This window comes from Pseudomonas sp. P5_109 (assembly GCF_034009455.1).
In the GTDB taxonomy this organism is placed as follows: Bacteria; Pseudomonadota; Gammaproteobacteria; order Pseudomonadales; family Pseudomonadaceae; genus Aquipseudomonas.
Window position 1 is genome coordinate 1,192,296 of record NZ_CP125380.1, and the last position, 25,010, is coordinate 1,217,305.

Sequence of the window (25,010 nt, forward strand, 5' to 3'; positions counted from 1 at the left end):
CAACCGTGCGTAGCGTTTCGGGTGATGTCGCGGGCTGTTTAGGCTAGAATGCACGGCCTCAAAGCACACCCCTTCCCGAGGCTGTCCCGAAGATGTTGATCCTGCGCGGCGCTCCTGCCCTTTCTGCCTTTCGCCACAGCAAGCTCCTTGAGCAACTGAGCCAAAAGGTTCCGGCTGTCAGTGGCCTGTATGCTGAATTCGCTCACTTCGCCGAAGTTACCGGCGTCCTGAACGGCGACGAACAGCAGGTGCTTGCGCGCCTTCTGAAGTACGGTCCAAGTGTTCCGGTACAAGAACCGACCGGTCGTCTGTTTCTGGTGCTGCCACGTTTCGGCACCATTTCGCCGTGGTCGAGCAAGGCCAGTGACATCGCTCGCAACTGTGGCCTGGCGAAAATCCAGCGCCTGGAACGCGGTATCGCGTTCTACGTGGCCGGCCAGTTCAGCGACGCTGAAGCCCGGTTGATCGCCGACGGTTTGCACGACCGCATGACCCAGATCGTCCTGGGCAACCTCGAACAGGCCGCCGGCCTGTTCAGCCACGCCGAACCGAAACCCCTGACCGCCATCGACGTGTTGGGCGGCGGCCGCGCCGCGCTGGAAAAAGCCAACACCGAGCTGGGCCTGGCCCTGGCCGAAGACGAGATCGATTACCTGGTCAACGCCTTCGTCGGCTTGAAGCGCAACCCGCATGACATCGAACTGATGATGTTCGCCCAGGCGAACTCCGAGCACTGCCGTCACAAGATCTTCAACGCCAGTTGGGACATCGACGGCCAGAGCCAGGAAAAAAGCCTGTTCGGCATGATCAAGAACACCTACCAGATGCACAGCGAAGGTGTCCTGTCGGCTTATAAGGACAACGCTTCGGTGATCGTCGGCTCCGTGGCCGGTCGCTTCTTCCCGGACCCTGAGACCCGCCAGTACGGCGCGGTGCAGGAGCCGGTGCACATCCTGATGAAGGTCGAGACCCACAACCACCCAACCGCGATTGCCCCGTTCCCGGGCGCATCCACCGGTTCCGGTGGCGAGATCCGCGACGAAGGCGCGACCGGTCGCGGTGCCAAACCAAAGGCTGGCCTGACCGGTTTCACCGTGTCCAACCTGCAGATCCCGGGCTTCGAACAGCCGTGGGAAGTGCCGTACGGCAAGCCTGAGCGCATCGTTACCGCGCTGGACATCATGATCGAAGGCCCGCTGGGCGGCGCTGCGTTCAACAACGAATTCGGTCGTCCGGCCCTGACCGGCTACTTCCGTACCTTCGAACAGTCGATCACCACCCCGCACGGTGACGAAGTTCGCGGCTACCACAAGCCGATCATGCTGGCTGGCGGCATGGGCAATATCCGTGAAGAACACGTCAAGAAAGGCGAGATCCTGGTCGGCTCCAAGCTGATCGTGCTCGGCGGCCCGGCGATGCTGATCGGCCTGGGCGGCGGCGCGGCTTCCTCCATGGCCACCGGCACCAGCTCGGCAGACCTGGACTTCGCTTCGGTACAGCGCGAAAACCCTGAGATGGAACGTCGCTGCCAGGAAGTCATCGACCGTTGCTGGCAGCTGGGCGACAAGAACCCGATCAGCTTCATCCACGACGTGGGTGCGGGCGGCCTGTCCAACGCCTTCCCGGAACTGGTCAACGACGGCGACCGCGGTGGCCGTTTCGAACTGCGCAACATTCCAAACGACGAGCCGGGCATGGCCCCGCACGAAATCTGGTCCAATGAATCCCAGGAACGTTACGTTCTGGCGGTCGGCCCGGCGGACTTCGAGCGCTTCAAGGCGATCTGCGAACGCGAGCGCTGCCCGTTTGCCGTGGTCGGCGAAGCCACTGCCGAACCGCAGTTGACCGTGACCGACAGCCACTTCGGCAACAGCCCGGTGGACATGCCACTGGAAGTCTTGCTGGGCAAGGCGCCACGCATGCACCGTTCGGTGGTTCGTGAAAATGAACTGGGCGACGATTTCGATCCGTCGACCCTGGACATCGCCAACTGCGTCGAGCGCGTCCTGCATCACCCGGCCGTGGCCAGCAAGAGCTTCCTGATCACCATCGGCGACCGCACCATCACCGGCCTCGTTGCTCGTGACCAGATGGTCGGCCCGTGGCAGGTGCCGGTGGCCGACGTTGCCGTTACCGCCACCAGCTTCGACGTCTACACCGGTGAAGCCATGGCCATGGGCGAGCGTACTCCGCTGGCACTGCTGGACGCTCCGGCGTCGGGCCGCATGGCCATCGGCGAAACCCTGACCAACATCGCGGCATCGCGCATCGGCAAGATCTCCGACATCAAGTTGTCGGCGAACTGGATGTCCGCTGCCGGTCACCCGGGTGAAGACGCGCGTCTGTACGACACCGTGAAAGCGGTCGGCATGGAACTGTGCCCTGAGCTGGGCATCACCATTCCAGTGGGCAAGGACTCGATGTCCATGGCCACGCGCTGGAACGATGAAGGCGTGGACAAGTCCGTCACTTCGCCAATGTCCCTGATCGTGACCGGTTTCGCGCCAGTGACTGACATCCGTCAGACCCTGACCCCGCAACTGCGCATGGACAAGGGCACCACCGACCTGATCCTGATCGACCTCGGTCGTGGCCAGAACCGCATGGGCGCCTCGATCCTCGCCCAGGTTCACGGCAAGCTCGGCAGCCAGGCTCCGGACGTCGATGACGCCGAAGACCTGAAAGCCTTCTTCGCGGTGATCCAGGGTCTCAACGCCGACGGTCACCTGCTGGCTTACCACGACCGTTCCGACGGTGGTCTGCTGACCAGCGTTGTCGAGATGGCGTTCGCCGGTCACTGCGGCCTGAGCCTGAACCTCGACGGCCTGGCAGAAACCTCCGCCGACATCGCCGCGATCCTGTTCAACGAAGAACTGGGTGCGGTGATCCAGGTTCGCCAGGACGCCACTCCGGACATCCTCGCGCAGTTCAGCGCTGCCGGTCTGGGTGATTGCGTATCGGTGGTTGGCCAGCCGATGAACAACGGCGAGATCAGCATCACCTTCAACGGCGAAACCGTGTTCGAAGGTCAGCGTCGTCTGCTGCAGCGTCAGTGGGCCGAGACCAGCTACCAGATCCAGCGTCTGCGTGACAACGCCGACTGCGCCGAGCAAGAGTTCGATGTGCTGCTGGAAGAAGACAACCCGGGCCTGAGCGTCAAGCTGAGCTACGACGTCAACCAGGACATCGCCGCGCCTTACATCAAGAAAGGCATTCGCCCACAGGTTGCCGTACTGCGTGAGCAGGGCGTTAACGGTCAGGTGGAAATGGCGGCTGCGTTCGACCGCGCCGGTTTCAACGCGATCGACGTGCACATGAGCGACATTCTGGCCGGCCGTGTCGACCTGAACGAGTTCAAGGGCATGGTTGCCTGCGGCGGTTTCTCCTACGGCGACGTACTGGGTGCCGGTGAAGGCTGGGCCAAGTCCGCACTGTTCAACAGCCGTGCCCGCGATGCGTTCCAGGGTTTCTTCGAACGCAACGACAGCTTCACCCTCGGCGTGTGCAACGGTTGCCAGATGATGTCCAACCTGCACGAGCTGATCCCGGGCAGCGAGTTCTGGCCGCACTTCGTGCGTAACCGTTCCGAACAGTTCGAAGCCCGTGTTGCCATGGTGCAGATCCAGGAGTCGAACTCGATCTTCCTGCAGGGCATGGCCGGTTCGCGCATGCCGATCGCCATCGCCCACGGTGAAGGCCATGCCGAGTTCTCCAGCGAAGAAGCACTGCTGGAAGCCGATCTGTCCGGTTGCGTGGCGATGCGTTTCGTCGACAACCACGGCAAGGTCACCGAAAGCTACCCGGCCAACCCGAACGGCTCGCCGCGCGGGATCACCGGTTTGACCAGCCGCGACGGTCGCGTGACCATCATGATGCCGCACCCGGAGCGTGTATTCCGCGCCGTGCAGAACTCGTGGCGCTCGGATGAGTGGAACGAAGATGCACCGCTGATGCGCATGTTCCGTAATGCTCGGGTTTGGGTGAACTAAGCGCTGTGTACAAGCTCAGCTTTTTTGTTCCAACCAGTCACGTCGAAGACGTGAAGAGTGCCGTATTCGCTGCCGGTGGCGGTCGAATCGGTGACTATGACCACTGTGCTTGGCAGGTGCTTGGCACTGGCCAGTTTCGCCCACTGGACGGCAGTCAGCCGTTCATTGGCGAGGCAGGGCAGGTCGAACAGGTCGAGGAATGGAAGGTCGAGCTGGTGGTGGCGGATGAGTTGATTCGCTCGGTGGTGGCGGCTCTGAAACAGAGCCATCCCTACGAGACTCCGGCTTATGAAGTGTGGCGGTTGGAGGATTTCTGATTCTGCGCCGCTGAAATGAAAAACCCGCTGAGAGTGATTTCAGCGGGTTTTTTGTTGCCTGCCGTTCAACGAATGTACACCGATCAAAACTGTGGGAGCGGGCTTGCTCGCGAAGGCGGCGGGTCAGCCAGCATTGATGTTGACTGACACTCCCTCTTCGCGAGCAAGCCCGCTCCCACATTGGTTCGATGGAGGCCGGCAATCAGGTGCTAAACCTTGGCATTCACCTCACTGCGATTGACCAACGCTTCCAGCGCATCACTCAAGCTCGGTGCCTTGTCGCCTATCAGCAGATGCCAGATGCCGCCGTCCAGCTGACTCACACCCTGGCAACCCAGCACTTTCAAATCACACTCCGACAGGGCCTTGCCGTTGGCCAGTTGCAGGCGAATGCGGGTCATGGCGATGCAATCGAGTTGCAGCACGTTGTTGCCACCGCCCAGGGCATTGAGCCATTGCTGCGCCTCAGGTGTCGTCACGGTGGCAGGTTTCGGCGCGTCGACTTCTGCGGCCGGTGACGACACGATGGCGCGCCCCAGTGCCGGCATTGCCAGGCGAATCTCATCGGCAATGGCATCAGCCATCGGCCCGACCACCACCTGCAAGCTCCCGCCCTTGCCCGGACGCACCACGGCCATGGCGCCGAGTGCTTTCAGATCGGCATCCGAAGCCTTGTTGCGATCCACCATGTCCAGGCGCAAACGCGTGGTGCAGGCACCGACGGTGATCAGGTTCTCGGCACCGCCCAGGGCCTTGATGTAAGCCCCGGCGCGTTCATTGTCGGCCACTGCAACCTGCGGGGCGGTGGCGCTGGTTTCGCGGCCCGGTGTCTTCAGGTCGAAGCGGCGGATGCAGAAATCGAACACCACGTAATAGATCACGGCATACGCCACGCCCACCGGGAGCACCAGCCAGCCGTTGGTGGACTTGCCCCAGCCGAGGATCATGTCGATGAGGCCGCCGGAAAAGGTGAAGCCCAAATGAATGTTCAGCGAATTGGTGATGGCCATCGACAGGCCAGTCAACAACGCATGCAGCAGAAACAGCAGTGGCGCGAGGAACATGAAGGCGAATTCGATCGGCTCGGTCACACCGGTCAGGAACGCGGTCAGTGCCATCGACAGGAAAATCCCGCCCATGACCTTGCGCCGCTCCGGCAGGGCGTTGCGGTACATCGCCAGGCAGGCGGCAGGCAGGCCGAAGATCATCATCGGGAACATGCCGGTCATGAACTGGCCACCTTTCGGGTCGCCGGCGAAGTAGCGCGACAGGTCGCCGGTTACCAGCGCACCGGTGGTGGGGTCGGTGAAATTGCCGAACACGAACCACGCCATGTTGTTGAGGATGTGATGCAGGCCGGTGACGATCAGTAGGCGGTTGAACACGCCGAAGATGAACGCGCCGAAGCTGCCGCTCTCCATCATCAGCGTGCCGAAGCTGTTGATGCCGTGCTGGATCGGCGGCCAGATGTAGCCGAACACCACGCCCAAACCGACGGCAGCGAAGCCGGTGACAATCGGCACGAAGCGCCGGCCACCGAAGAACGCCAGGTATTCCGGCAGCTTGATGTCCTTGAAGCGGTTGTACAGCGCGCCGGCCATCAGGCCGCTGACGATCCCGGCGAGCATGCCCATGTTGATGCTCGGATCGAGCACCTTGAGCGTAGCGATCATCACCAGGTAACCGATCACCCCGGCGAGCCCCGCCGTACCGTTGTTGTCCTTGGCGAAACCGACCGCGATGCCGATGGCGAAGATCATCGCCAGGTTGGCGAAAATCACCTGGCCGGCGTCGTGGATGATCGCGATGTTCAGCAGGTCGGTATCGCCCAGGCGCAGCAGCAGGCCGGCAATCGGCAGGATCGCGATCGGCAGCATCAGCGCGCGGCCGAGGCGTTGCAGGCCTTCAATGAAAAGTTGGTACATGGCGCTTCTCCGTGGATTCTTGTTGTTCTTTAGCTCAGAGGCCAATGCTGGTGACAGGCGTGACGCACCGCGCTGGCGCTGCTCAGCTTGAGCAGGCCCTGGCTGATGCGCCGGCATTCGCTGGCGTCGAGATGACGCACGCGGTCCTTGATTTCACCGATCTGTACCGGGCTCACCGACAACTCACTGACCCCCAGGCCGATCAACACCGGCGTGGCCAATGGATCGGACGCCAGGGCGCCGCACACGCCCACCCAACGGTTGTGCTGTGCTGCACCGGCGCAGGTCTGGGCGATCAAGCGCAGCAGCGCCGGGTGCAGTGCATCGACGCGGGCGGCGAGACCGGCATGGTCGCGGTCCATGGCCAGGGTGTATTGCGACAGGTCGTTGGTGCCGATGGACAGGAAGTCCGCGTGTTCGGCCAGTTGCTCGGCCAGCAGCGCGGCGGCCGGAACCTCAATCATCACCCCCAGCTCCGGGCGTTGCGCCAGGCCGAGCTCACCGCACAAGGCGTCGAGGCGCTGGCGGATGTGCAGCAGTTCATCGACTTCAGTGACCATCGGCAGCAGGATCCGGCAGCGTGACAATGGGCTCAGGTGCAGCAGCGCGCGCAGTTGCTGGTCGAGCAGTTCAGGACGAACCTGGGCCAGGCGAATGCCGCGCAGACCGAGCACCGGATTGGCCTCGGCGGGCAGTGGCAGGTAGTCGAGTTGCTTGTCGCCACCGACGTCGATGGTGCGGATGATCACCGACTTGTCGCCCATGGCATCGAGCACCGCTTGATAAGCCTGGTGTTGTTCCTGTTCGTCCGGAGCGGTGTGGCGGTCGACGAAGAGAAATTCGGTGCGCAACAGGCCGACGCCGTCAGCGCCATTGGCCAGTGCGTCCGTCGCTTCCGAACTGGACGCCACATTGGCGGCGACTTCGATGCGCAGGCCGTCGGTGGTCAGCGCCGGAGTGTGCGCCTGGGCCTGTTGTTCGGCCCGGCGTTGTTGCTGTTGTTGCTGTAACTGGCGTACGTCGGTCAGGCGCTCGGCATTGGGAGTCAGTTCGAGGCGGCCGCCGTCGGCGTCCAGCACTACCGCTTGCCCCTGTTGCTGATCAAGCAAGGTCGAGCCCAGTGCGACCATGCATGGCAGGCCTTTACCCCGGGCCAGAATCGCCACGTGGGAGGTCGCGCCGCCTTCGGCCATGCACAGCCCGGCGACCCCTTGCTGGCTCAGTTGCAGCAAATCGGAGGGGGTCAGTTCATGGGCGGCGACGATGGCGCCGGCCGGTACGTCGTAATGCCAGGTATCGCCGAGCAACACGCGCAGCACCCGTTGCTTGAGGTCACGCAGGTCGTTGGCGCGTTCGGCCAGCAGCGTGCTACCGGTTTGCTGGAGGACCTCGCATTGCGCGTCGATGGCCTGGCTCCAGGCGTGAGTCGCGGCCGTGCCCAGGGCGACAGATTGACTGGCGGCGTCCAGCAAGGCCGGATCTTCGAGCAGCGCCAGGTGCGCGGCGAAAATCGCCTCTTCCGCAGTGTCCTTGTGTTTTTTCGCCAGGGCCAGCGTGTGCTCGATATCGCCGCGCACCTGGCTCCGTGCCGCGTCCAACACTTGTAGTTGCTGCGGATCATGATTGCCAGCATCCACCGGCAGGCTGATCGCATTCAGGCGAAACAGCGGCCCGCCGACCAGGCCGGGTGCTGCGCAGACGCCATGCAACACACCGGCTTCGGCGGGGCGATTGAGTTGGGCAATCGTGGCTGGCGCGGCGGCGTGGCTGTCTTCGGCCAGGGCGGTGGACAGCGCAGTCAGCAAGGCTTGCAGCGCGGCTTCGGCGTCCGGGCCCTGGCAACTGACCTGGACCTCCGCCTGCTCGCCGACGGCCAGCCCCATCAGGCCGATCAGGCTGTCGCAGGTGGCCGACTTGCCGGCGAAATGCAGCTGCGATTTGCTTTTGAAACCCTGCGCGGTCTGACGGATCAACGCAGCCGGCCGCGCATGCAGACCGCCCCGGTGAGCAATGCGCACATGGCCGACAATCTCGACGCCGACAAACTCGGCATCGACCTGCGCGCTCGACTTCTGTCGACGAATGATGTGCAGCAGCGGCTCGCCCACTTTCACCGATTTCAACGTGATGGGCCGTGCCTGGAAGTCCTGGCTGTTGGTGAGGATCAACAGGCTGACCAGGCTCTTGCACTGTTGCGCGACCTTGTCCAGGTCGTAGCGCAGCAGCGGCTGGCCGTTGGTGACGCGCGCGCCTTCCTTGACCAGCATCGAGAAACCCTGGCCCTGCAATTCGACCGTGTCGAGGCCCAGGTGCAGGAGCAATTCCGCGCCGTTGTCGGCACGCAGGGTCACCGCGTGACCGGTGCGGGCGACATGCACCACCACGCCGGCGCAGGGGGCGTGGAGGGTGTCGTTGAGCGGATCGATGGCGATGCCGTCACCCATGGCGCCGCTGGCAAACACCGGGTCCGGGACTTTGGCGAGCGTGAGCACCGGGCCGCTGAGCGGGGCGCTTAAAGTCAGCTCTTTATTGTTGTTGTGCATGGCTCGGTCTCATAAAAAGTTCAGATCAGATCGCCCACTGTAGGAGCGAGCTTGCTCGCGAAGAACCTGAGAACAACGCGTGCATTCAGGAAGAACGCGTCATCGTTGACGTCCATCGCGAGCAGGCTCGCTCCTACAGGGGGGCGTTCAGTGCGTACGCGTGACTTTGCTCAGGTGTCGCGGTTGGTCCGGGTCCATGCCACGGGCCATGGCCAGGCCGGCGGCCATCACGTAGAAACTCTGGATCGCCAGAATCGGGTCGAGGGCCGGGTGTTCGGCGCAGGTCAGGGGCAGGTCGCGTTCGAATACGTCATCCGGTGCGGCCAGCAGGACACGGGCACCGCGCTGGCGCATGTCGGCGGCCAGGCTGAGCAAACCGGCCTGTTCGGCACCCCGTGGGGCAAACACCAGCAGCGGGTAGTTGTCGCCGATCAAGGCCATCGGGCCGTGACGGACTTCGGCGCTGCTGAAGGCTTCGGCCTGGATCGCCGAGGTTTCCTTGAACTTGAGCGCCGCTTCCTGGGCAATGGCAAAACCGGCACCACGGCCGATCACCATCAGCCGCTGGCAATCGCGCAAGGCGTCGATGGCCAGGCTCCAGTCCTGTTGCGCGGCGTGGCGCAGGCCATCGGGCAAGGCAGCACCGGCCTCGAGCAGTTCGGCGTCTTCTTTCCAGTGGCCAATCAGCCGGGCGCTGGCGCTGAGGGTGGCGATGAAGCTCTTGGTCGCGGCGACGCTGCTTTCGGTGCCGGCACACAGCGGCAGGCTGAATTCGCAGGCGGCTTCCAGTGGTGAGTCTTCGGCATTGACCAGCGAAATGCTCAAGGCGCCACGCTTGCGCAACAGGCGCAGGCTGTTCACCAGGTCCGGGCTTTGCCCCGATTGCGAGAAGGCGAATGCCACCTGGCCGCTGACCTTCAGCGGTGCCTGCTGCATGGTCACCACCGACATCGGCAGCGACGCCACCGGGATGCCCAGCAGTTGCATGGTCAGGTAGGCGAAGTAGCTGGCGGCGTGGTCGGAGCTGCCGCGTGCCACGGTCATGGCCACTTGCGGCGGCTGACGGCGCAGGCGCCCGGCGATCTCGATCATCTGCGGGTCGAGTGTTTGCAGTTGGGCTTGCACGGCCTCGAACGAGGACAGCGCCTCTTCAAGCATTTTTGAAGTCAATGTCTTCTCCTTCGACCATGACGGCGGTCAGTTTCAGTGAGCGATCCAGCCGCACGCAGTCGGCCCAGGCCCCGGGTTGCAGGCGCCCGCGTTCGGTGATGCCGAGGTAGTCGGCGGGGAATTGCGACAAGCGCTGCGAGGCTTCGGCGATGGGCAGGCCGATCTTCACCAGGTTGCGCAGGGCCTGATCCATGGTCAGGGTGCTGCCGGCCAGGGTGCCGTCGGGCAGGCGCACGCCGCCCAGGCACTTGGTCACGGTGTGGCTGCCGAGTTTGTATTCGCCGTCGGGCATGCCGGCGGCGGCGGTCGAGTCGGTGACGCAGTACAGGCACGGGATCGAGCGCAGGGCCACGCGAATGGCGCCGGGGTGCACGTGCAGTAAATCCGGTATCAGTTCGGCGTATTTGGCGTGGGCCAGCGCCGCGCCGACGATCCCCGGCTCGCGGTGATGCAGCGGGCTCATGGCGTTGTAGAGGTGGGTGAAGCTGCTGGCGCCGGCTTCCAGCGCGGCGACGCCTTCCTCGTAACTGCCCAGGGTGTGGCCGATCTGCATGCGAATGCCACGGCTGCTGAGGTCACGGATCAAGGCATCGTGACCGGCGATTTCCGGGGCGATGGTGATCACCCGGATCGGCGCGAGCGCCAGGTACGCTTCGACTTCAGCCATCAGCGCCGTATGGGCGAAGTTGGGTTGCGCGCCGAGCTTGCCGGGGTTGATGTACGGACCTTCAAGGTGCACGCCGAGCACCCGGGCACTGCCTTTGGGGCGCTGCTCAGAGAATTCGCCGACGGCCTTGAGCACGCGCGAGATTTCGTCGCTCGGTGCGGTCATGGTGGTGGCCAGCAGCGAGGTGGTGCCGAAGCGCACGTGGGTTCGGGTGATGGTTTCGAAGGCTGGCGCGCCTTCCATGATGTCTTTGCCACCGCCGCCGTGAACGTGCAGGTCGATGAAGCCCGGCAGCAGGTACGGCAGATCGTTGTCCGCCGGATCGCAGGGCACGCCTTCGATCGACACGACTTTGCCGTGTTCGTGGACCAGTCGGCCGCGAACCCAGCCGTGGGCGGTGAGGATGTTGTCTTCGGACATGATCGGTTCTCTGGTTTGGCGGTTTCGCGGTGCAGCGTTCTAACGGCGAAGCTCTGCCACAAAGTCGTAGTAGTCGTTGCGGCAATAGGTGTCGGTGACTTCGATGGGCGTGTTGTCTTCCAGGTAGCCGACCCGGGTCATCAGCAACATCGCGGTGCCGGGGGCGATACCGACCAGCGCGGCGAACTCGTCCGAGGCGTTGATCGCCTGGATGTGCTGCAAGGCGCGGACAATTGGTTTGCCGATGCCGTCGAGGAATTCGTAGAGGGAGTCGCCGACCATTTGCGGCTTGGCAATGATCGAGGCGGGCAGGGTGCTCATCTCGATGGCCATGACCGTGTCGTCGGCCTTGCGCAGGCGTTTGAGGCGCGCAACTTTGTCGTTGGGCGACAGGCCGAGGCGGATCAGCTCTTCGTGGGTCGGCAGGGTGATTTCCCGCTCCAGCCATTGCGAGCTGGGCACGAAACCCTTGAGACGGAGCATTTCACTGAAGCCGGACAGGCGCGACAACGGTTGTTCAAGGCGCGGCGTGATAAAGGTGCCGGAGCCCTGGTTGCGCCGGATCAGGCCTTGATCGAACAACACTTCCAGCGCCTTGCGGGCGGTGACGCGGGAGATGCCCAGCGTCTCGCTCAGATTGCGCTCCGATGGCATGGCCTGTTCGGCTTTCCACTGGCCGGCATGGATTGCCGCTTCCAGATTGCGCGCCAGTTGCAGGTACAACGGCGTGGGTTGGGTGTCGTCGGGGCGCAGGGCCTGTAGGTCGTTCATGGCGAGTGTCCGGGGCGGATGTTGGAATGTTTTTGCCCGTGAATGGGCGAAAACTAATACCACTTGAATACCATGTCAACGCCAGTGCTTTACCGCTGGCGAAGGGAAACGAGCCGGCTGTGGTCTGCTGGATGCGGGTTGGTTTGAAGTGGTATTAGTGGTGGGGTTTAAAGCGACAACGATCGCAGCCTGCGGCCGCTCCCGCGGAGCGAAATGGTATTCACCCTGCAGAAGCTGCGGCTGGCTGCGATCTTTGGAATTTATTTTTGCGATGGCGACAGAAGGTAGTGCGAGGACCTGTGGCGAGGGGGCTTACCCCCGTTCGGCTGCGAAGCAGTCGTAAAATCAGCCACCCCGGTGAGTCTGGTGGACCTAGGTTGCAGCTTTAAGCACTGCTTCGCAGTGCAACGGGGGCAAGCCCCCTCGCCACAGAAGCCCCCGCTTATCCGGAATGTTACGGACGAATTTCGATCATCGTGCCGTCCGGCACCAGGTTCCAGACTTCGCGCATGTCCATGTTGCGCATGGCGATGCAGCCGTCGGTCCAGTCCAGGGTGTGGAACAGGTCTTCCGGGGTGTCTTCGGTGTCCGGGGTGCCGTGGATCATGATCATGCCGCCAGGCTCGACACCTTCACGGCGGGCGCGGGCCGAATCGCTGATGTTCGGGTAGGAAATGTGCATCGCCAGGTTGAATTTATCACTGACCTTGCGCCAGTCGACCCAGTAGAAGCCTTCCGGGGTGCGTTTGTCGCCTTCCATCAGTTTCGGGCCCTTGGGACGCTTGCCCAGGGAAATGCGATAGGTCTTGAGCGGCTTGCCGTCATTGATCAATTGCAATTGATGGGACGACTTGAGAACCAGGATTTTCTCGATGACCTTGCCGTTCAGGGTTTCCACGGCAGAAGCCTGGGACACCGTGACGAACGACAAGCAGAACAGGGCAAGCAACCAGCGCATTGAAACGATTCCCCAGGAGGTGTCGCGACTATTTATTTATAGATGTTTTTGTAGGAGCTGCCGCAGGCTGCGATTTTCAGCGGCTACGAATGATAGCAATACGGCATCAAATAATGGCAGGCTGAGCAAGCGGAGGGATCGATTCAGACCGTACGGGATAGACCTCGGTCCGCCGGTCAGCGAAGAAGCATTCTAAGGTACGGCCCACTGTGCGGAAAGCCAGCTCATCCCATGGAATGTCCGCTTCGTCGAATAGTTGCACTTCCAGGCTCTCGGGGCCGGCAGAAAAATCCAGGTCCGCCAACTCGGCGCGGAAGAACACATGCACCTGGCTGATGTGTGGCACGTCGATCAGGGTATAGATGTTCAGGTTGCGCACCCGGGCGCAGGCTTCCTCGGCGGTTTCGCGAATGGCCGCTTGCTCGATGGTCTCGCCGTTCTCCATGAAACCGGCGGGCAGGGTCCAGTAACCGCGTCGTGGCTCGATGGCCCGTCGACACAGCAACACCTGGGTGCCCCAGGTCGCCACGCAACCGGCGACGATGTTGGGGTTCTGGTAGTGAATGGCCTGACAGCTGTCGCAGACAAAACGCAGGCGCGAATCGCCTTCGGGAATGCGCTGGGTCACCGGGTTACCGCACTGGCTGCAAAATTTCATGCTGGGGTTCCTGAATGCTGCGCCTATCTTGGCGTGCGGCGGTGCCGGTCGGCAAGTTGTCGTTTCGCGACATGGGGCTGTTGCGGGGGTTGGGCGGCCGCAGCGATTGGTGCATGATGCCGGGTAAGGCACAGATCGAGAACACTCATGCTGGACGAGCTACTGCATCGGGTTAGTCACTACACTCCACGCATATTGGAGACCGACCGTCGTTTTCCCGAGGCCGCGGTGCTAGTGCCCATCACTCGCAGTGACGAACCTGAGCTGGTGTTGACCCTGCGTGCCAGCGGCCTTTCGACCCATGGTGGCGAAGTCGCCTTTCCCGGCGGGCGTCGTGACCCGGAAGACCCCGATCTTATTTTCACCGCCCTGCGCGAAGCCGAAGAAGAGATCGGCCTGCCGCCGGGACTGGTCGAGGTGATCGGCCCGCTCAGCCCGCTGATCAGCCTGCATGGCATCCAGGTCACGCCCTATGTCGGGGTGATTCCGGATTTCGTCGAATACCGGGCCAACGATGCCGAGATCGCCGCGGTGTTCAGCGTGCCCCTGGAATTCTTCCGCAAAGACCCCCGCGAACATACCCATCGCATCGATTATCAGGGCCGCAGCTGGTACGTGCCGAGCTATCGCTATGGCGAATACAAGATCTGGGGGCTGACGGCGATCATGATCGTCGAGTTGATCAACCTGCTGTATGACGCCAAAATCAGCCTGCACCAACCTCCCAAAAGCTTTATCAATATCTGAAGCCATCATTCGAATGGCCCTGCCTGAGCCCTGAGGAATACAACAATGAAGTACCGCCTGGGCGACGCCCGCGTCGAAACCCATCCACAGAGCTGGGTCGCACCCAATGCCGTGCTGGTGGGCAAGGTCAAGCTGGAAGAGGGCGCCAACGTCTGGTTCAACGCCGTGCTGCGCGGCGACAACGAGCTGATCCTGATTGGCAAGAACAGTAACGTCCAGGACGGCACCGTGATGCACACCGACATGGGCTACCCGCTGACCATCGGCACCGGCGTGACCATCGGCCACAACGCCATGCTCCACGGCTGCACCGTCGGCGATAACAGCCTGATCGGCATCAACGCAGTGATCCTCAACGGCGCGAAGATCGGCAAGAACTGCATCATCGGCGCCAACTCGCTGATCGGCGAAGGCAAGGAAATTCCGGACGGCTCGCTGGTCATGGGCTCGCCCGGCAAAGTGGTGCGCGAATTGACCGAGCCGCAAATCAAGATGCTGGAGGCCAGCGCTGCTCACTACGTGCACAACTCGCAGCGTTATGCCCGCGACCTGGTCGAGCAGGAACAATGACCGCCACCGAACGCCCGGTAGCATCGCCCTGCGTGAATATCTGTGCGCTGGACGACGATGACATCTGCACCGGTTGCCAGCGTACGGTGGAAGAAATCACCCGCTGGAGCCGCATGGACAACGACGAGCGGCGCAAGGTGCTGGGGTTGTGTCATGAGCGGGCCAAGGCCAGTGGGTTGGTGTGGATGCTCCCTTCCAAATCCGATCGCTGAGTGGCAGGGGCTTTTGTGGCGAGGGGGCTTGCCCCCGCTGGGCTGCGAAGCAGCCCCAAAACCATTCAATCGAATAGCTTCAGATACACCCGATTAGCCGGATTTGCGACGGCTACGCCGCCGAACGGGGGCAAGCCCCCTCGCCACAAAATCACCTCGCCACAGGTTATTTGTGTACCGAAGATGAAGTATCCTGTGCACAAAATTGACAGGTACTTTCACCCCCCCATGCTCTTCCTGATCGCCTACATCAGCAGCGTCGTGCTGATCAACTTCGCCTTCTCCACCGCGCCACACCTGGACATCATCTGGTCGGCCTGGGGCGGTCTGGTGTTTATCCTGCGCGACATGGTGCAAGCCCGCTTTGGCCATGGCGCCCTCGTGGCGATGCTGGTGGCGCTGGTGCTGTCTTACATCACCTCCGATCCGTCCATCGCCCTGGCCAGCGCCACGGCGTTCGCGGTTTCCGAGTGCATCGACTGGCTGGTGTTCAGCATCACCAAACGCCCGCTGCATGATCGCCTGTGGATAAGTTCGGCCCTGAGCATTCCCCTCGATACCTTTATCTTCTTCGGCATGATCGACGCCCTTACACCGGGGGTGATCCTCACCGCCCTGGGCTCGAAATTCGCCGGGGTCACCGCGGTGTGGCTGATCATGGCCTGGCGCCTGCGCAAACAGGCTGTCGTCAGCTGAAGTTCATGTAAAATGCCGCGCTTTCTCCCCATGGGAAGCGCGCATGGCGACGCGTCCCTCGATGATCCGCTCCTTGAGGACCTTCAGATGACCCGTATCGGAACTCCATTGTCGCCCACCGCGACCCGCGTATTGATGTGTGGCTGTGGCGAGTTGGGCAAGGAAGTGGTGATCGAGCTGCAACGCCTGGGCGTTGAAGTGATTGCCGTGGACCGCTACGCCAACGCGCCGGCCATGCAGGTGGCGCATCGCAGCCACGTGATCAACATGCTCGATGGTGCTGCCTTGCGCGCCGTGATCGAAGCCGAGAAGCCGCACTTCATCGTGCCGGAAATCGAAGCGATCGCCACCGCGACCCTGGTGGAGCTGGAATCCGAAGGCTTCACCGTGATCCCGACCGCCCGCGCCGCGCAGCTGACCATGAACCGCGAAGGCATTCGTCGCCTGGCCGCCGAAGAGCTGGACCTGCCGACCTCGCCGTACCACTTTGCCGACACCTTCGAGGACTACAGCAAGGCCGTCGAAGACCTCGGTTTCCCATGCGTGGTCAAGCCGGTCATGAGTTCCTCGGGCAAGGGCCAGAGCCTGTTGCGCAGCGTCGATGACGTGCAGAAAGCCTGGGACTACGCCCAGGAAGGTGGCCGCGCCGGTAAAGGCCGCGTGATCATCGAAGGTTTCATCGATTTCGACTACGAAATCACCCTGCTGACCGTACGCCACGTCGGCGGTACCACGTTCTGCGCGCCGGTCGGCCACCGCCAGGAGAAGGGCGACTACCAGGAGTCGTGGCAGCCGCAAGCCATGAGCCCGATTGCCCTGGCTGAATCCGAGCGTGTCGCCAAAGCCGTGACCGAAGCCCTGGGTGGCCGTGGTCTGTTCGGCGTCGAGCTGTTCATCAAGGGTGATCAGGTGTGGTTCAGCGAGGTCTCGCCGCGTCCGCACGATACCGGTCTGGTCACGCTGATTTCCCAGGATCTGTCGCAGTTCGCCCTGCACGCCCGCGCGATTCTGGGTCTGCCGATTCCGTTGATCCGTCAGTTCGGGCCATCGGCCTCGGCGGTGATCCTGGTGGAAGGGCAGTCGACCCAGACTGCTTTCGCCAACCTGGGCGCTGCCCTGAGCGAGCCGGATACCGCGCTGCGCCTGTTCGGCAAGCCTGAAGTCAACGGCCAGCGCCGCATGGGCGTGGCCCTGGCGCGCGACGAGTCGATCGAAGCCGCCCGCGCCAAGGCGACCCGTGCTTCGCAGGCGGTTGTCGTAGAACTGTAAAAACAGCTATGGCGGGCCTATACCTTCTATAGGCTCGCCACATTTCACTGTAGGAGCGAGCCTGCTCGCGATGGTCGTTAACGATAACGCGGGGAGTCTGGTTCCCCGCGGTGCTCTTGAGTCCATCGCGAGCAGGCTCGCTCCTACAGGTCATTCTTCAGGCCTGTACCCCATGAATTCGCAAAGCATCATCGTGCCGAAAATCTCCACCCTGCCGGTGCACGAGCCTCGGGCCCGGGCGATTGTGCGCTGGCTGGTGCGCAAGAACATCATCGAGGAAGAACTGACCACCTGCGGCCGCACCGGCAATCGCATGGCTTATGCCATCGGCGACGGTGCCCGCGCCGTGGTCCTGCACCCGGAGGCCCTGCCGTTCGGCGAAGCGGTCAACGGTCTGGAGATCGTCACCAAGCGCTGCATCTACACGCCAGCCAAGGGTTTCCTTGAAGAAGCGGGCTGCGCCGAGTGCCGCAAGGAAGTCGGTGAAGCCCTGTTCGAAAGCCTGGAAGACTGGATGCCGGGGCGCACCGATAACTTCACCTGCCCGGAGTGCGGGCATGAAGACGACATCAACGGCTTCCTGTTTCTGCAGGAGTGTGGATTCTCCAACCTTGGTTTCATCTTCAACAACTGGGCCGAAGCCGGGTTCAAACAGAGCTTTCTCGACGAATTCGCCGATTGGCTCGATCAACCTGTCAGTTGGGTGAAAGTCGAACTCTGAACACCTGTAGGAGCGAGCTTGCTCGCGATGGACTCAAGAACACCGCGGGGAACCAGACTCCCCGCGTTATCGTTAACGACCATCGCGAGCGAGCTCGCTCCTACAGAAAAGCAGCAATATCATCCCGTACATCAGTAATGCCAATAATAGACAGAGTTTTACATTGAACCCGAGGGGGTGTCTGACTATAATGGCGCGCTTCCATTTTCCCGCTCGGGAGCCCCCGCGATGCTGCGTATCAGCCAAGAAGCTCTGACATTCGACGACATTCTCCTAGTGCCCGGTTATTCCGAGGTGCTTCCTAACGAAGTCAGTCTCAAGACCCGCCTTACCCGTGGCATCGAGCTGAATATTCCACTGGTTTCCGCTGCCATGGACACCGTCACTGAAGCCCGTCTGGCAATCGCCATGGCTCAGGAAGGTGGTATCGGTATCATCCACAAGAACATGACCATCGAGCAGCAAGCTGCCGAAGTCCGCAAGGTCAAGCGTTACGAAGCTGGTGTGGTCAAAGACCCGATCACCATCGTCGCCGATGCCACCGTGCGCGAGTTGTTCGAACTGACCCGCATGCACAACATCTCCGGCGTTCCGGTGCTGCACAATGGCGACCTGGTCGGCATTGTCACCTCCCGTGACGTGCGTTTCGAGAACCGTCTGGAAGCCACTGTCCGTGAAGTGATGACGCCTAAAGAGCGCCTGGTCACGGTCAAGGAAGGCGCCGACAAGAACGATGTTCGCGAGCTGCTGCACAAGCACCGCATCGAGCGCGTGCTGATCGTCGACGACAAATTTGCCCTCAAGGGCATGATGACCGTCAACGACATCGAGAAAGCCAAGGCTTACCCGCTGGCCAGCAAGGACGATCAAGGTCGTCTGCGTGTTGGCGCAGCAGTCGGCACCGGTAAAGACACCGGCGATCGCGTTGCCGCGCTGGTCGCTGCCGGCGTTGACGTGGTGGTGGTCGACACCGCTCACGGTCACTCCAAAGGCGTGATCGACCGCGTTCGTTGGGTCAAGCAGAACTTCCCTGAAGTGCAGGTCATCGGCGGCAACATCGCCACCGGCGCTGCCGCCAAGGCCCTGGCCGAAGCTGGCGCTGACGCGGTCAAGGTCGGTATCGGCCCTGGCTCGATCTGCACCACTCGCATCGTCGCCGGTGTCGGCGTGCCGCAAATCAGCGCCATCGCCAACGTCGCCGCTGCCCTTGAAGGCACTGGCGTACCGTTGATCGCCGACGGCGGTATCCGTTTCTCCGGTGACCTGTCCAAGGCCATCGTGGCCGGTGCTTCCTGCGTGATGATGGGCTCGATGTTCGCCGGTACCGAAGAAGCACCGGGCGAGATCGAACTGTTCCAGGGCCGTTCGTACAAGGCTTATCGCGGCATGGGTTCGCTGGGCGCCATGTCCCAGGCCCAGGGTTCCTCCGACCGTTACTTCCAGGACTCCTCGGCAGGCGCCGAGAAGCTGGTTCCGGAAGGCATCGAAGGGCGTGTTCCGTACAAGGGCACCCTGAGCGCGATCATCCACCAGTTGATGGGCGGCCTGCGTTCCTCGATGGGCTACACCGGCAGTGCCGACATCGAAGAAATGCGCACCAAGCCTGAGTTCGTGCGGATCACCGGCGCTGGCATGGCCGAGTCCCACGTTCACGACGTGCAGATCACCAAGGAAGCGCCAAACTACCGCGTAGGTTGAGCCTTCAAGCAACACGCTAAGCAACCGGGGCTGTTTTATTCAGCCCCGAGTTGTTTCTGAATCACGACTGTTTCCGAATTTTTTAGACGAGACTGAATCATGGCCCTCGACATTCACGCCCACCGCATCCTGATCCTCGACTTCGGTTCCCAGTACACCCAGCTGATCGCCCGCCGCGTGCGTGAAATCGGCGTGTATTGCGAACTGCATCCGTTCGACATGGACGAAGATGCGATCCGCGAATTCGCTCCTAAAGGCGTCATCCTCGCCGGCGGCCCGGAGTCGGTCCACGAAGCCAACAGCCCGCGCTGCCCGCAAGCGGTGTTCGACCTGGGCGTGCCGGTCTTCGGTATCTGCTACGGCATGCAGACCATGGCCGAGCAACTGGGCGGCAAGGTTGAAGGTTCCGAGCTGCGTGAGTTCGGTTATGCCCGCGTAGACGTGGTCGGCAAGAGCCGCCTGCTCGACGGCATCGAAGACCACATCGACGCCGACGGCCTGTTCGGCCTCGACGTGTGGATGAGCCACGGTGACAAGGTCACCCGCATGCCGGAAGACTTCCACATCCTGGCCAGCACCCCGAGCTGCCCGATTGCCGGTATGTTCAACGATGCTCGTGGCTACTACGGCGTGCAGTTCCACCCGGAAGTGACCCATACCAAGCAAGGCGGTCGCATCCTGTCGCGCTTCATCCTCGACATCTGCGAGTGTGAAGCCCTGTGGACCCCGTCGAAGATTGCTGAAGACGCCATCGCCCAGGTTCGCGCCCAGGTCGGCACCGACAACGTGCTGCTCGGCCTGTCCGGCGGTGTTGACTCCTCGGTAGTTGCCGCGCTGCTGCACAAGGCCATCGGCGACCAGCTGACCTGCGTCTTCGTCGACAACGGCCTGCTGCGCCTGCACGAAGGCGAGCAAGTGATGGCCATGTTCGCCGAGAACATGGGCGTCAAGGTGATCCGCGCCAACGCCGAAGATCAGTTCCTCGACAACCTGGCCGGCGAAGCCGACCCGGAGAAGAAGCGCAAGATCATCGGCCGTACCTTCATCGACGTATTCGATGCCCAGTCGAACAAACTGGAAAACATCAAGTACCTGGCTCAGGGCACCATCTACCCGGACGTGATCGAGTCGGCTGGCGCGAAAAGCGGCAAGGCCCACGTGATCAAGTCGCACCACAACGTGGGCGGCCTGCCGGAAGAGATGAACCTGAAACTGGTCGAGCCACTGCGCGAGCTGTTCAAGGACGAAGTCCGTCGTCTGGGCCTGGAACTGGGCCTGCCGTACGACATGGTCTACCGTCACCCGTTCCCGGGCCCGGGCCTGGGCGTGCGCATCCTCGGTGAAGTGAAGAAGGAATACGCCGACCTGCTGCGTCGCGCCGACCACATCTTCATCGAAGAACTGCGCAAGGCCGACTGGTACCACAAGGTCAGCCAGGCGTTCGTGGTGTTCCAGCCAGTGAAATCGGTTGGCGTGGTGGGCGATGGCCGTCGTTACGCCTGGGTCGTGGCCCTGCGTGCCGTGGAAACCATCGACTTCATGACCGCGCGTTGGGCTCACCTGCCTTACGAACTGCTGGAAACCGTTTCCGGCCGCATCATCAATGAAATCGAAGGCATCTCCCGCGTTACTTACGACGTGTCGAGCAAGCCGCCGGCGACCATTGAGTGGGAGTGATCCCGCGCCGGCCCTGAGGGGTTGATCGTTGGATGAAAAGCCGTGTGAACCTGAGTTCACACGGCTTTTTGCATTACTGCGGTAGCTTCCTGCGGCCCGTCGCCGCGCCCGCTTTGCTGTTTCTTTCACAACTGCGGGTGTATCGTATTCGCCTTTTGCGGGCCCAGGGCCTGCCGCGTTCAAGTGAGGTAGTTGAGTTCATGTCCTTTACCCGTCGCCAAATCCTCGGTGGCCTGGCCGGTCTTGTAGTCGTTGGCGTGGGGGCAGGTGGTGCGTCGCGTTACTGGCTGGGCAAGATGGCCGACGCGGATGCCGGTCACGACTATGAGCTGATTGCCGCACCGCTGGACGTCGAACTGGTGGCGGGGCACAAGACCGAGGCCTGGGCGTTCGGCCCGTCGGCGCCGGGCACCGAGTTGCGGGTGCGCCAGGGTGAATGGCTGCGGGTGCGCTTCATCAATCACCTGCCGGTGGCGACCACCATTCACTGGCATGGCATCCGCCTGCCGCTGGAAATGGACGGCGTACCCTACGTCTCGCAATTGCCGGTGCTGCCGGGCGAATACTTCGATTACAAATTCCGCGTGCCGGATGCCGGTAGCTACTGGTATCACCCGCATGTGAACAGCAGCGAAGAACTCGGCCGTGGCCTGGTCGGCCCGTTGATCATCGAGGAGCGCGAACCCACCGGGTTCAAGTACGAAAAGACCTTGAGCCTGAAGAGCTGGCATGTCGACGACGTCGGCAATTTCGTCGAGTTCAGCATTCCCCGGGAAGCGGCCCGTGGCGGTACGGCGGGGCGCCTGGCGACGATCAACGGTGTGCCGCAGGCAGTGATTGATTTGCCGGCGGGGCAGATTACCCGGGTGCGCATTCTCAACCTCGACAACACCCTGACCTATCGCCTGAACATTCCCGGCGTCGAAGCGCAGATCTACGCGCTGGATGGCAATCCGATCGAGCCGCGTCCGCTCGGTAAGGAGTACTGGCTCGGTCCGGGCATGCGCATTTGCCTGGCGATCAAGGCGCCAGCGGCCGGTGAGGAGTTGTCCCTGCGCAACGGTCCGGTGCGCCTGGGCACCTTGCGTTCGGTGACCAATACCGACGCGCCGACCGAATGGCCGCCGGCATTGCCGGCCAATCCAATCGCGGAGCCGGACCTGGCCAATGCCGAGAAACTCAACTTCAATTTCGAATGGGTGGGTTCGGTGTCGGTCAACGTCGACAACGGCAAGCCGCCGAGCCTGTGGCAGATCAACGGCAAGGCTTGGGACATCACCGACAAGACTTGCGCCGACCGGCCGATCGCCAAGCTGGAGAAGGGCAAGAGCTACATTTTCGAATTGAAGAACATGACCCAGTACCAACACCCGATTCACCTGCACGGCATGAGCTTCAAGGTCCTTGCCTCGAACCGGCACAAGGTCATACCGTACTTCACCGACACCTACCTGCTGGGCAAGAACGAACGCGCACAAGTGGCGCTGGTGGCGGATAACCCTGGTGTGTGGATGTTCCACTGCCATGTGATCGATCACATGGAAACCGGCCTGATGGCCGCCATCGAGGTGGCGTGATGCGTCAGATTCGACCCGCCGCCATCATCGACCGCAGCCGTGATCGCGACTTCATGCGTGAAGCCCTGGCCCTGGCCGCCCAGGGTGCCGCCCTCGGCGAAGTGCCGGTGGGCGCGGTGCTGGTGCAGGATGGGGAAATCATCGGTCGCGGCTTCAATTGCCCGATCAGCACCAGCGATCCCAGTGCCCACGCCGAGATGGTCGCGATCCGCGCCGCCGCCGAGGCCGTGAGCAACTATCGTCTGCCGGGTAGTACGCTGTATGTGACGCTGGAGCCGTGCAGCATGTGCGCAGGCTTGATCGTGCATTCGCGCATTGCCCGGGTGGTGTATGGCGCGCTGGAGCCGAAAGCCGGGATCGTACAGAGCCAGGGGCAGTTCTTTACCCAGGGCTTTTTGAATCATCGGGTGTTGTATGAGGGTGGGGTGTTGGCGGAGGAATGCGGGGCGGTGCTCAGCGAGTTCTTCAAGGCGCGGCGCGCCAAACCTGCAGACTGATCACCGAACCCATGTGGGAGCGGGCTTGCTCGCGAAAGCACTGGGTCAGACACATTAATGTTGACTGACACGCCCTCTTCGCGAGCAAGCCCGCTCCCACATTTTGATCTCCGTTGATCGGGAGATTGGCGTTTACTTGCGGGCGACAATCACCGCCCGCATCGGCGCCGGCAGCCCTTCAACGGTCTTGCTGTGATCCTCGGGATCGAGGAAGTCACTCAGCGACTGATACTTCATCCACTCCGTCCCGCGCTGTTCCTCGATCGTGGTGGTGCTCACATCCACGCACTTCACATCCGTGAACCCGGCACGGCGCAGCCACAACTCCAGCGCCGGCACCGACGGCAGGAACCACACGTTACGCATCTGCGCGTAACGGTCTTCCGGCACCAGCACCTGATGCTTGTCGCCTTCGACCACCAGGGTTTCCAGCACCAGCTCGCCGCCCTTGACCAGGCAATCCTTCAGCGCCAGCAAATGCTCGATGGGCGAGCGGCGGTGGTAGAACACGCCCATGGAAAACACCGTGTCGAAGCCTTCGAGGTTTGGCGGCAGGTCTTCGAACGGGAAGGGCAGGTGCCAGGCGTTCGGCTCGGACAGGTAGCGCTGCACCGCCTGGAACTGGCAGAAGAACAGCCAGTTCGGGTCTACGCCGATCACGCTGTCGGCACCGGCGCCGAGCATGCGCCACATGTAATAGCCGTTGCCGCAGCCGACATCGAGGATGCGCTTGCCTTTCAGATCCAGGTGCGGGGCGACCCGCGACCACTTCCAGTCCGAGCGCCATTCGGTGTCGACGTGCACGCCGAACAGGTCGAACGGCCCCTTGCGCCATGGCGACAGGCCCATCAGCGCGGAACGCATTTGCGCGCGGGTCTCGTCGCTGCAATCGGTGTCGAGCTTCAAGCCATTGAGCAGATCGACTTCGCTCGGCTGTATCTTCGGCAGGGCGTCCAGCGCGCTTTGCCAGCGTTCCAGGTCGCCGTGGCCCTTCTCCATTTTCTTGTCGAGTTGCGCTTGCAGGGTGTTGGCCCAATCGGCCAGCGGGGTTCCGGCCAGTCGGCGGGCGAGGGGAGATAGATCAATCATGGCAAGGCAATCAACGAGGCAAAGTTAAGACACTGGAACCACGGCACGACTTTCGAGAATCCGGCGGCCAGCAGGCGTTCGCGGTGTTCTTCGAGGCTGTCGGGCTTCATGACGTTTTCGATGGCACTGCGCTTCTGGGCAATTTCCAGCTCGCTGTAGCCATTGGCGCGTTTGAAGGCGATGTGCAGATCGGTGAGCAGCGCGTGCTCCTGCTCGTCTTCGAAGCGCAGTTTTTCCGAGAGGATCAGGGCTCCGCCGGGCAACAGCGACTGACGGATGCGCGCGAGCAATGCCGTGCGCTGGTCCGGGGCAATGAATTGCAGGGTGAAGTTCAGCGCGACCACCGAGGCTGGCTGGAACTCCAGGGCAAGAATGTCGCCTTCGATCACTTCGACCGGCAGCAACTCCTGGAACATCGAATCCTGGCCGTTGAGGTATTCGCGGCAGCGTTCAACCATGGCCGCCGAGTTATCCACAGCGATGACGCGGCAACCGTCGGTGCGCACGTGGCGGCGCAGGGCCTGGGTCACGGCGCCCAGCGACGAACCCAGGTCGTAGAGCACGCTGCCCGGCTGGGCGAACTGCGCGGCGAGCACGCCGAGGTTTTCGACGATGGTCGGATAACCCGGCACCGAACGCTTGATCATGTCCGGGAACACCCGCACCACGTCCTCGTTGAAGGCGAAGTCAGGCACCTGGGCCAAAGGCTGGGCGAAAAGGCGATCGGGTTCTTTGCTCACGGCGGTTCCAGCGGTGTAGGTGGAAAAGGCCGGCATTTTAGCCAAGTTGGCGCGGGGATGCGCGGGTTGTCTGATAAAGCGGCGGGGCTGACGCAGTTT

21 protein-coding genes are annotated in these 25,010 nt (G+C 62.4%); 12 read left to right on the top strand and 9 right to left on the bottom strand.

The features are described from left to right. The first annotated feature begins 92 nt into the window (after window positions 1-92). Together purL and QMK54_RS05245 are read left to right on the top strand one after the other, a co-directional pair. On the top strand, window positions 93-3,989 hold the full coding sequence (gene purL, locus QMK54_RS05240; protein WP_320402172.1) for a phosphoribosylformylglycinamidine synthase: 3,897 nt from the start codon (window positions 93-95) through the stop codon (window positions 3,987-3,989). Window positions 3,990-3,994: 5 nt separating this feature from the next. Then, window positions 3,995-4,306 (top strand): YqfO family protein, encoded by a 312-nt coding sequence (locus tag QMK54_RS05245; RefSeq protein ID WP_223595208.1) that lies wholly within the window; start codon window positions 3,995-3,997, stop codon window positions 4,304-4,306. 209 nt (window positions 4,307-4,515) lie between these two features. Here QMK54_RS05245 and nagE read toward each other — a convergent pair whose 3' ends face one another. The 7 genes from nagE to QMK54_RS05280 form a co-directional block, all read right to left on the bottom strand. Next, window positions 4,516-6,231 (bottom strand): N-acetylglucosamine-specific PTS transporter subunit IIBC, encoded by a 1,716-nt coding sequence (nagE, locus tag QMK54_RS05250; RefSeq protein WP_320402173.1) that lies wholly within the window; start codon window positions 6,229-6,231, stop codon window positions 4,516-4,518. Window positions 6,232-6,260: 29 nt separating this feature from the next. Beyond that, a complete protein-coding gene (gene ptsP / locus QMK54_RS05255) occupies window positions 6,261-8,774 on the bottom strand; it encodes a phosphoenolpyruvate--protein phosphotransferase (RefSeq protein WP_320402174.1) in 2,514 nt (837 codons plus the stop codon). 147 nt (window positions 8,775-8,921) lie between these two features. Next, entirely contained in the window at window positions 8,922-9,944 is a 1,023-nt protein-coding gene (locus tag QMK54_RS05260) for an SIS domain-containing protein (RefSeq protein ID WP_320402175.1), read from the bottom strand. Then, the gene (nagA, locus tag QMK54_RS05265) at window positions 9,925-11,031 is read right to left on the bottom strand and encodes an N-acetylglucosamine-6-phosphate deacetylase (protein ID WP_110662648.1); all 1,107 of its coding nucleotides are present in this window, start codon (window positions 11,029-11,031) and stop codon (window positions 9,925-9,927) included. The genes QMK54_RS05260 and nagA overlap by 20 nt, the downstream gene beginning before the upstream one ends. A 39-nt stretch (window positions 11,032-11,070) precedes the next feature. Then, window positions 11,071-11,802: a GntR family transcriptional regulator gene (locus tag QMK54_RS05270; RefSeq protein WP_110662647.1), complete on the bottom strand. Its 732-nt coding sequence runs from the start codon at window positions 11,800-11,802 to the stop codon at window positions 11,071-11,073. A 454-nt stretch (window positions 11,803-12,256) separates the two neighbouring features. Further along, complete coding sequence (locus QMK54_RS05275; protein ID WP_110660615.1) at window positions 12,257-12,760, bottom strand: L,D-transpeptidase family protein; 504 nt, start codon at window positions 12,758-12,760, stop codon at window positions 12,257-12,259. A gap of 106 nt (window positions 12,761-12,866) precedes the next feature. Continuing rightward, on the bottom strand, window positions 12,867-13,418 hold the full coding sequence (locus QMK54_RS05280) for an NUDIX hydrolase (RefSeq protein ID WP_110660616.1): 552 nt from the start codon (window positions 13,416-13,418) through the stop codon (window positions 12,867-12,869). A 147-nt stretch (window positions 13,419-13,565) separates the two neighbouring features. On the opposite strand from QMK54_RS05280, the gene QMK54_RS05285 reads away from it, so the two are divergent. From QMK54_RS05285 to tadA, 10 genes are all read left to right on the top strand, one after another. Further along, window positions 13,566-14,165 carry a CoA pyrophosphatase gene (locus tag QMK54_RS05285; RefSeq protein ID WP_320402176.1) on the top strand — a complete coding sequence of 200 codons (600 nt, stop codon included), beginning with the start codon at window positions 13,566-13,568 and terminating at the stop codon, window positions 14,163-14,165. Between the two features lie 45 nt (window positions 14,166-14,210). Then, on the top strand, window positions 14,211-14,735 hold the full coding sequence (locus QMK54_RS05290; RefSeq protein WP_110660618.1) for a gamma carbonic anhydrase family protein: 525 nt from the start codon (window positions 14,211-14,213) through the stop codon (window positions 14,733-14,735). Further along, a complete protein-coding gene (locus tag QMK54_RS05295; RefSeq protein ID WP_223595218.1) occupies window positions 14,732-14,947 on the top strand; it encodes a DUF1289 domain-containing protein in 216 nt (71 codons plus the stop codon). The genes QMK54_RS05290 and QMK54_RS05295 overlap by 4 nt, the downstream gene beginning before the upstream one ends. Window positions 14,948-15,175: 228 nt before the next feature. Continuing rightward, complete coding sequence (locus tag QMK54_RS05300; RefSeq protein ID WP_320402177.1) at window positions 15,176-15,643, top strand: preQ0 transporter; 468 nt, start codon at window positions 15,176-15,178, stop codon at window positions 15,641-15,643. 87 nt (window positions 15,644-15,730) lie between these two features. Continuing rightward, window positions 15,731-16,912 carry a formate-dependent phosphoribosylglycinamide formyltransferase gene (gene purT, locus QMK54_RS05305; RefSeq protein WP_126049519.1) on the top strand — a complete coding sequence of 394 codons (1,182 nt, stop codon included), beginning with the start codon at window positions 15,731-15,733 and terminating at the stop codon, window positions 16,910-16,912. Between the two features lie 172 nt (window positions 16,913-17,084). Next, the gene (locus tag QMK54_RS05310) at window positions 17,085-17,633 is read left to right on the top strand and encodes a sugar ABC transporter ATPase (protein ID WP_110660622.1); all 549 of its coding nucleotides are present in this window, start codon (window positions 17,085-17,087) and stop codon (window positions 17,631-17,633) included. Window positions 17,634-17,861: 228 nt separating this feature from the next. Further along, window positions 17,862-19,331, top strand: a complete 1,470-nt coding sequence (guaB, locus tag QMK54_RS05315; protein WP_008053208.1) for an IMP dehydrogenase — start codon at window positions 17,862-17,864, stop codon at window positions 19,329-19,331. A gap of 99 nt (window positions 19,332-19,430) precedes the next feature. Continuing rightward, window positions 19,431-21,008 (top strand): glutamine-hydrolyzing GMP synthase, encoded by a 1,578-nt coding sequence (gene guaA / locus QMK54_RS05320; protein WP_110660623.1) that lies wholly within the window; start codon window positions 19,431-19,433, stop codon window positions 21,006-21,008. A gap of 200 nt (window positions 21,009-21,208) precedes the next feature. After that, complete coding sequence (locus tag QMK54_RS05325) at window positions 21,209-22,585, top strand: multicopper oxidase family protein (protein WP_110660627.1); 1,377 nt, start codon at window positions 21,209-21,211, stop codon at window positions 22,583-22,585. Next, window positions 22,585-23,082 (top strand): tRNA adenosine(34) deaminase TadA, encoded by a 498-nt coding sequence (gene tadA, locus QMK54_RS05330; RefSeq protein ID WP_110660624.1) that lies wholly within the window; start codon window positions 22,585-22,587, stop codon window positions 23,080-23,082. The genes QMK54_RS05325 and tadA overlap by 1 nt, the downstream gene beginning before the upstream one ends. 132 nt (window positions 23,083-23,214) lie before the next feature. Here the strand turns inward: tadA and cmoB are convergent, their stop codons facing one another. Together cmoB and cmoA are read right to left on the bottom strand one after the other, a co-directional pair. Further along, window positions 23,215-24,171: a tRNA 5-methoxyuridine(34)/uridine 5-oxyacetic acid(34) synthase CmoB gene (gene cmoB / locus QMK54_RS05335; protein WP_320402178.1), complete on the bottom strand. Its 957-nt coding sequence runs from the start codon at window positions 24,169-24,171 to the stop codon at window positions 23,215-23,217. Beyond that, window positions 24,168-24,911, bottom strand: coding sequence for a carboxy-S-adenosyl-L-methionine synthase CmoA (gene cmoA, locus QMK54_RS05340; protein ID WP_223595227.1), 744 nt, complete (start codon window positions 24,909-24,911; stop codon window positions 24,168-24,170). The genes cmoB and cmoA overlap by 4 nt, the downstream gene beginning before the upstream one ends. Between the last annotated feature and the right edge of the window lie 99 nt (window positions 24,912-25,010).